The 6,000-nt window shown below is 68.8% G+C and carries 7 protein-coding genes; 4 read left to right on the forward strand and 3 right to left on the reverse strand.

Annotated elements, in window-relative coordinates; all coding sequences use genetic code 11:
- Window positions 1–8: 8 nt before the first annotated feature.
- The gene (locus ACFY0X_RS08085) at window positions 9–488 is read left to right on the forward strand and encodes an ATP-binding protein (RefSeq protein WP_387750445.1); all 480 of its coding nucleotides are present in this window, start codon (window positions 9–11) and stop codon (window positions 486–488) included.
- A gap of 270 nt (window positions 489–758) precedes the next feature.
- Here the strand turns inward: ACFY0X_RS08085 and ACFY0X_RS08090 are convergent, their stop codons facing one another.
- The 3 genes from ACFY0X_RS08090 to ACFY0X_RS08100 form a co-directional block, all read right to left on the reverse strand.
- The gene (locus tag ACFY0X_RS08090; protein WP_387750448.1) at window positions 759–1,595 is read right to left on the reverse strand and encodes a hypothetical protein; all 837 of its coding nucleotides are present in this window, start codon (window positions 1,593–1,595) and stop codon (window positions 759–761) included.
- Window positions 1,596–1,804: 209 nt separating this feature from the next.
- A complete protein-coding gene (locus tag ACFY0X_RS08095) occupies window positions 1,805–2,065 on the reverse strand; it encodes a DUF397 domain-containing protein (protein WP_387750451.1) in 261 nt (86 codons plus the stop codon).
- On the reverse strand, window positions 2,062–2,874 hold the full coding sequence (locus ACFY0X_RS08100; protein ID WP_387750453.1) for a helix-turn-helix domain-containing protein: 813 nt from the start codon (window positions 2,872–2,874) through the stop codon (window positions 2,062–2,064). Before ACFY0X_RS08100 ends, ACFY0X_RS08095 begins: the two co-directional genes overlap by 4 nt.
- A gap of 163 nt (window positions 2,875–3,037) precedes the next feature.
- Between ACFY0X_RS08100 and ACFY0X_RS08105 the strand changes: the two genes are divergently transcribed.
- From ACFY0X_RS08105 to ACFY0X_RS08115, 3 genes are all read left to right on the forward strand, one after another.
- A complete protein-coding gene (locus tag ACFY0X_RS08105) occupies window positions 3,038–3,472 on the forward strand; it encodes an ATP-binding protein (RefSeq protein WP_387750456.1) in 435 nt (144 codons plus the stop codon).
- A gap of 272 nt (window positions 3,473–3,744) precedes the next feature.
- Complete coding sequence (locus ACFY0X_RS08110; RefSeq protein WP_387750459.1) at window positions 3,745–5,064, forward strand: ATP/GTP-binding protein; 1,320 nt, start codon at window positions 3,745–3,747, stop codon at window positions 5,062–5,064.
- Window positions 5,018–5,647: an RloB family protein gene (locus ACFY0X_RS08115; RefSeq protein ID WP_387750462.1), complete on the forward strand. Its 630-nt coding sequence runs from the start codon at window positions 5,018–5,020 to the stop codon at window positions 5,645–5,647. The genes ACFY0X_RS08110 and ACFY0X_RS08115 overlap by 47 nt, the downstream gene beginning before the upstream one ends.
- Window positions 5,648–6,000 lie beyond the last annotated feature (353 nt).

The raw sequence follows: 6,000 nt of genomic DNA on the forward strand, positions 1-6,000 counted from the left end.
TGGCCGAGGTGTCCTGGATCCACCTCCAGGGCGGGCTCTCGGCGCTGGAGCGGCTCTCCTCCGAGGAGCTGGAGGAGATGTACTCCGACAGACTCCGCGACCCGTCCGCGCCCAACGAGGTGCGGCTGCCGTCCCGGACGGAGTCGGGGCCGGTGGCCCGTCGGCTGGTGCTGTGCGTCCTGGAGTCCTGGGATCTCCACCAGCACCTGGAGGTCGGGGAGCTGCTGACCGGCGAGCTGGTGGCCAACGCGGTGCGGCACGCGGCCGGACGGACCATCGGCCTGCACGTCAGCCGCAAGCCCGGCTGGCTGCGGATCGAGGTCCGGGACTCCTCCCGGGCGCTGCCCTGCATGATCCTCGCCGAGGCCAGCCCGGTGAACGAGCGGGGGCGGGGGCTGAGGATCGTCGACGACCTCGCCGACCGCTGGGGCGCGGACCTGCTGCCGAGGGGCAAGGGCGTCTGGTTCGAGCTGAAGGTGCGGGGCTGAGGCTCCCGGCCCGGGAGAACACGCGGGGCCCCCGGATTCGCCGTGGTCCGGCGGATGGGGGCCCCTGCAGGTCATCGCGCCGGCCAAGGGGGTGCGTGCCGCGCGATGGGCGTCGGCAGTGCCAGGTCGGGCCCGCCGAAGTTCGACGCCTTGACTATCGCACGGATCTCAGCATGTGAGCAAACCGGATGACTTGGAATGCAAGGTTTGTTATCTGGTTCACCTTGGGATTTTGCATAGGTTAACGCCATCGCCTGTGAATATTCATGATCACGGTGATGTGGCCATGGCTTGCCGGATCCGGGCGGCGTGGGCGCGGACGGCGGTGGGGGAGAGGCCGCCGGAGCGGGGCGGCGGGGGTGGAGGGGCGCCGTGGCAGGCGCGGCAGAGGCCGCCGAGGAGGGCGTGCGGACGGCACGGGGTGCGGCAGGCGGTGCATTCGAGGACGCGGGCCTGCCGGGGGTGGCCGTCCAGGGGCGTGCGGTCCGGGGGCAGCTTGTCGAGCAGGCGGCGGCGGGTGAAGGCCGCCGGGCTGTGGATGTCCGGCGGGAGGTTCGCGGTGAGCGCGGCGGTGAAGAGGGCGGGCGTGGTGCCCCGGGCCAGCCACTCGGCGGCCAGCGGTTCGAGCGCGGCGCAGTCGGCGGCGGAGAGGGCGAGGCGGGCGTCCGCGAGGCCGAGGCCGGCGAGGGCGGCGTAGGCGGCCGAGGCGGGGGAGGTGCGGTTGAGCGTTCGCTCCTGCGGGGGATCGGGCGTGGTGGGCGTTGACGTCTCGCCGGTCATGGTGAACCGCGTCCACCAGGCGTCCGAGCGGGGCGTGCGGGAGAAGTAGGTGCGGAACACCCAGCGGCAGTCCTTGGCGCTGATGCGCTCCCGGACGCGACGCAGGTGGCCTGCGGTGGAGAGCCTGTTGAGGGCGGTGCGGCAGGCCATCTGCCCGTAGTGGGGTTGGAGGACGGCGAGGGTCTTGACGTCCATGGCGGCGCCGTCGGGCAGGTGGTCGATGAGCGAGGCGAGGTACGCCTCGCGCGCCGGGAGGTGGGCGAAGTCGGTCGCGGAGCGGGGGAGTTGCTCCGGGGCGGACTGCTTGCCGTACCCGGGAGAGGCCATGGGGGTAGAGTCGTGGGCAGCCACAGGATCGAGTTCCGTTCGATCGTGAGGGTCAGACCCCCGTTCGGTGCTGCTAACACCGGCGGGGGTTGTTTCGTTGGTGCGCACGCTACACGGCGGAACGCGGCGTGGTGAAGCTGTGACGATAAGTCATATGTGCTGTGTACGGGGCTGGTTGGAAGGTGGTTGCCCACCCATTCCCTTAGGGGTCACTCGGCCTCGGCGGCTTGAGCTTCGGCCGCGAAGGAGACGAAGGACGACCAGGCCTCGGGGGAGAAGGCGAGGGTCGGGCCAGCCTTGTCCTTGGAGTCCCGGACGTGGACGGTGGAGGGGCAGGAGGCCACTTCGACGCAGTTGCCGCCGTCGTCATTGCTGTAGCTGGACTTGCTCCAGGAGACGGCGACTTCGACGCAGGCGCCGCCATTGTCGTCGCTGTAGCTGGACTTAAACCAGTCGGCTTCGGCGCTCATAGCTCCTCCGAGACTTTCCCGATGAACTCTACGGACTCCTCAACACTGAGGGCCTGCATGCGGATCATGCCATGCCGCTGCTTGAGGACGTTCACCCTGTCCGGGTCGGCATGCAGCACGCCGGTCCGATGTCCTTCCACGTATGCCAGCTCCTCGCGGTCGGCCGTCTCCAGTAGGGTGATGGGGCCGGTGAGGGCTGGGTAGGCCGCACGGTTCGCGGGAAGTACCTGGACCGCGACGTTCCGCCGACTGCTCAAATCGATGATGTGCGCGAGCTGCCTCTTCATGAGGTCCGCGCTGCCGACCTTTGCCCGCAGTGCGACTTCGTAGATCACGAAGCCGAATAGCACCCTCGGGGAGTTCGCCAGCTTCTCCTGGCGTTGCATTCGGCCCGCCACGCGCGCCTCGACGGTGTCGTCGTCCAGGGGCGGCAGGGAATGGCTGATCAACTCTCGGGCGTACTCCTCGGTCTGGAGCAGTCCCGGGATGAGCAGGGCTTCGTACGTGTGGATCGCGATGGCGCTGGCTTCGGCGTCCGTGTAGCCCTGCAAGTAGGACGGAAACTTCTCCGGCGTCATGAAGGTCGCCGCTCCCAGCAGCATCCCCTTCGCGTCACACAACTCGTCTGCTGCCTGCAGCAGTTGGAGCGTCGGCTTGCGCCTTCCTGCCTCCATCGAGCGCACGCTCTCGATGTCGTAGTGGGCGGCCTGGCTCAGCTGTTCCCGGCTCACGCCCGCGAGTGTGCGCCAGCGCTTGACCTGATCGCCGCAGTACCTCCACGACATCGGGTTCTGCTTCGGCGTGCTCACGGCCCGGCACCCCTTCCTGCCCTGGTCGCTGGGCGGTCAAAGCTCTGGCTGTACTTACGTGGTTACTCCTGAGGCTATGCCTGGCTGCCGACCCTTGAAGGGTGAAATGGCCGAACTCAGCCCTCACGAGTGAAGCCGTCCGTACACCCCCAAGGACTCCCTGATGCTCACTCAGCCTGCCGACCTCGTCGAGTGGATGTTCCCCCGCCTCCCCCGCAGCGCCGGCCGTGCCCGGATCCGCTTCATCCGGCAGGCCTTCGAGTGGGAGGTGCCCGTCGACGCCGCCGAGACCGGCCTGATCCTCCTCAGCGAACTCGTCACCAACGCCTGCCGTCACGCCCGCTCCCCGCGCGATCGGATGATCGGCGTGCGCGTCCTCCTCCCCACCGTCTCCCTGCTCCGCATCGAGGTCTCCGACGCGAACCCCGACCTCCCGACCCTGCGCGACGCCACCCCCGACGACGAGTCCGGCCGGGGCCTCGAACTCGTCGCCGCCCTCGCCACATCCTGGGGCGCCCACCCGCGCGGCGAGGGCTACATCGGCAAGACCGTCTGGTGCGAACTCGCCCTCCCCGCCCCGGCCAACCCCCACGGCTGAGCCCCCTTCCCCCACCGCCCGCGCAGGGAAGTCGACCCCGCCGACTTCCTGCGCTCGCCGCCGCTCTGTGGCCCGCCGACTGGGCCACCCACCGACCGCGCGAGAAGTCAGCCGGGCCGACTTCTCGCGCCGGCCTCGCGGCCTCGGTGCGGGAAGTCCACGATCTTCAGGCTGCCGCGGGCGTGTGGCAGCCTGTTCAGGCTTGCCCAAGGCCGGTTTGCGCGATTGACTTGCAGAGAAACGCCTGACAGCCCGCGAAGGGGGGATCGCAGATGTTGCTGAACTTCAGGGTCGCGAACCACCGCTCGATCAGAGAGGAGCAATCGCTCCAGCTCAACCCGGTCTATGAAGCGGACAGGCCGCCGGGGACGCACTGGGAAGCGGTCCCTGTGGCGGGCATCTTCGGAGCCAATGCCGCCGGCAAGTCGAACGTGATCGATGCCCTGGCGTACATGAGCAGGATGGTCGTCAACTCGCACCGGGACGCGGAGCCGGACGGTGGTGTGGCCCGGCAGCCCTTCCGTCTCGAAGGGGCGGCGCGAGAGGAACCGTCCTGGTACGTGGTGGACCTACTCATCGACGGAGTCCGCTACACCTACGGGTTCAGCGTGGACGACGACCGAGTGGTCGACGAGTGGCTGCACAGCTTTCCCCACGGCCGGAAGCGCAAGATCTTCGAACGTTCGGTGGATGGACTGGAGATCGGCGATTCGCAGCACCGGCGGGAGCTGGAACTGGTCGAGAACATCACCGAGCCCAACGTCCTCTTCATGTCCCTCGCGGCACGCTCCCGGCAGGACGACTTCCGCCCTGTTTACGACTGGTTCGCCCGGAGCCTGCAGTTCAGCCGACGGTCACAGGGAGCGAGCGGCATCGGTGTGGCGCGAATCCTGGAGAACCCGGACCGGAATCCCGAGTTCATCGGTCTGCTGCGCGCCGCAGACCTCGGGATCGCGGAATGCGGCACAGATCGCGTGCTGCTGGATGAGGAGGAGCTGCGGAAACGCTACGGCACGCGCATTCCGCAATGGCGGCTCGCGGAACTCGAAGAGCACGGACCGCGTGAGGTCATGCGCCCGTGGATAGGACATCGCGGGCGCGACGGGATCGTCAGGATGGACGTGTCCGAGGAGTCCGAGGGCACTCAGGCCCTGCTGCGGCAGGCACCTCTCATCATGGGGGCACTCCGTCGGGGCGGTACCTTCGTGGTGGACGAAATCGATTCGAGCCTCCACCCGATTCTCACAGCACGCTTGATCGGGCTTTTCCAGGATTCCGGGACCAATCCGAACGGTGCCCAGTTGATCTTCACCTCGCACGACTCCAGTCTGCTCGGTCGGGCAGGCGGGGAGGACGTCCTGCGGCGGGATCAGGTCTGGTTCGTGGAGAAGACCGAGCACGGCGAGACGGAGCTGTTCGCCCTCGCCGACTTCAAGCCGCGCCAGGAGGAGAACCGCGAGCGACGGTACCTCAGCGGGAGCTACGGCGGTGTGCCGTACATCGACGACAATTTTGCCAGCGCCGTGGCGGCGCGGGGGGACGATGATGGCAAGGGCGGAGAAGCCGAGCGGACGCAAGCGTCCCTCTTTTGACACGTCACTGACCAGGCGGACGGGGCACCGGGAGTCGAAGCAGAGGCTTCTGGTGGTCTGTGGCGCGAAGGTGACCGAGCGCGACTACCTTCAGGGGCTGAAGTCGAGCGTTCGGAATTCAGCCGTTTCCCTGAGGATCGTCGAACACCCGAGGTCGCCCTCCCAGGTCGTTGACCACGCGGTGCTCCTGCGTGACCAGGCGGGCGGCGAATACGACGCGACGTGGTGCGTTCTCGACGTTGACGACTTTCCCGACCTGGAGCGGACGGCAGTCGAAGCGCGGCGGAAGAACATCGAGGTAGCGTTCTCGAACCCCTGCTTCGAGGTGTGGCTCCTGCTGCACTTCAAGGACTATCGCCGTCCGGCTCGCTCCTTCAAGGAGCTCATGCCGGTCCTTGGTGAAGTGTTCCCCGCCGGATACGGCAAGACCGGCATGAAGTTCGACCGCTACGCGCCGCACTGGCGGCTGGCTGCGAGGCGGGCGGAGCAACTGGCCGAATGGGGGAAGGAGCACGAGGTCAATCCGTCCACCGGGATGTGGAAGCTCGCGCTCGCCATCGGAGGTGGTGAAGCGCGGCTGTGAAGGGCCGCCGGGTGATCTTCGCGCCCTCCGGCTGGGCCTGCGGGTCGCGGAGCACCGGCAGGGCCACAGGTACGGTTCGTCCTGCACGACCTCGGAGGCGACCATAGCCGTCACGGCCAGGGACAGCTGGAGGCGGGAGCGGCGCATGAGCGGGTCCTTCCGACGGGCCGATACCCCGCGTAAGGAGTGCCGGACCCGTGGGTCAGGCCGCGGGGGGGGGGGGGCGGGGGGGGGGGGGGGGCGGGGGGGGGGGGGGCGGGGGGGGGGCTGGGCCGCTGTGGGCCCCGCGGGGGGGGGGGGGGGCGCGGGAATTTCCGGGGCGCGGGTCCCTGGCGGGCGGTGTGAAGGGTGGT

The organism is Kitasatospora sp. NPDC001547, from assembly GCF_042894165.1.
Taxonomy (GTDB): domain Bacteria; phylum Actinomycetota; class Actinomycetes; order Streptomycetales; family Streptomycetaceae; genus Kitasatospora.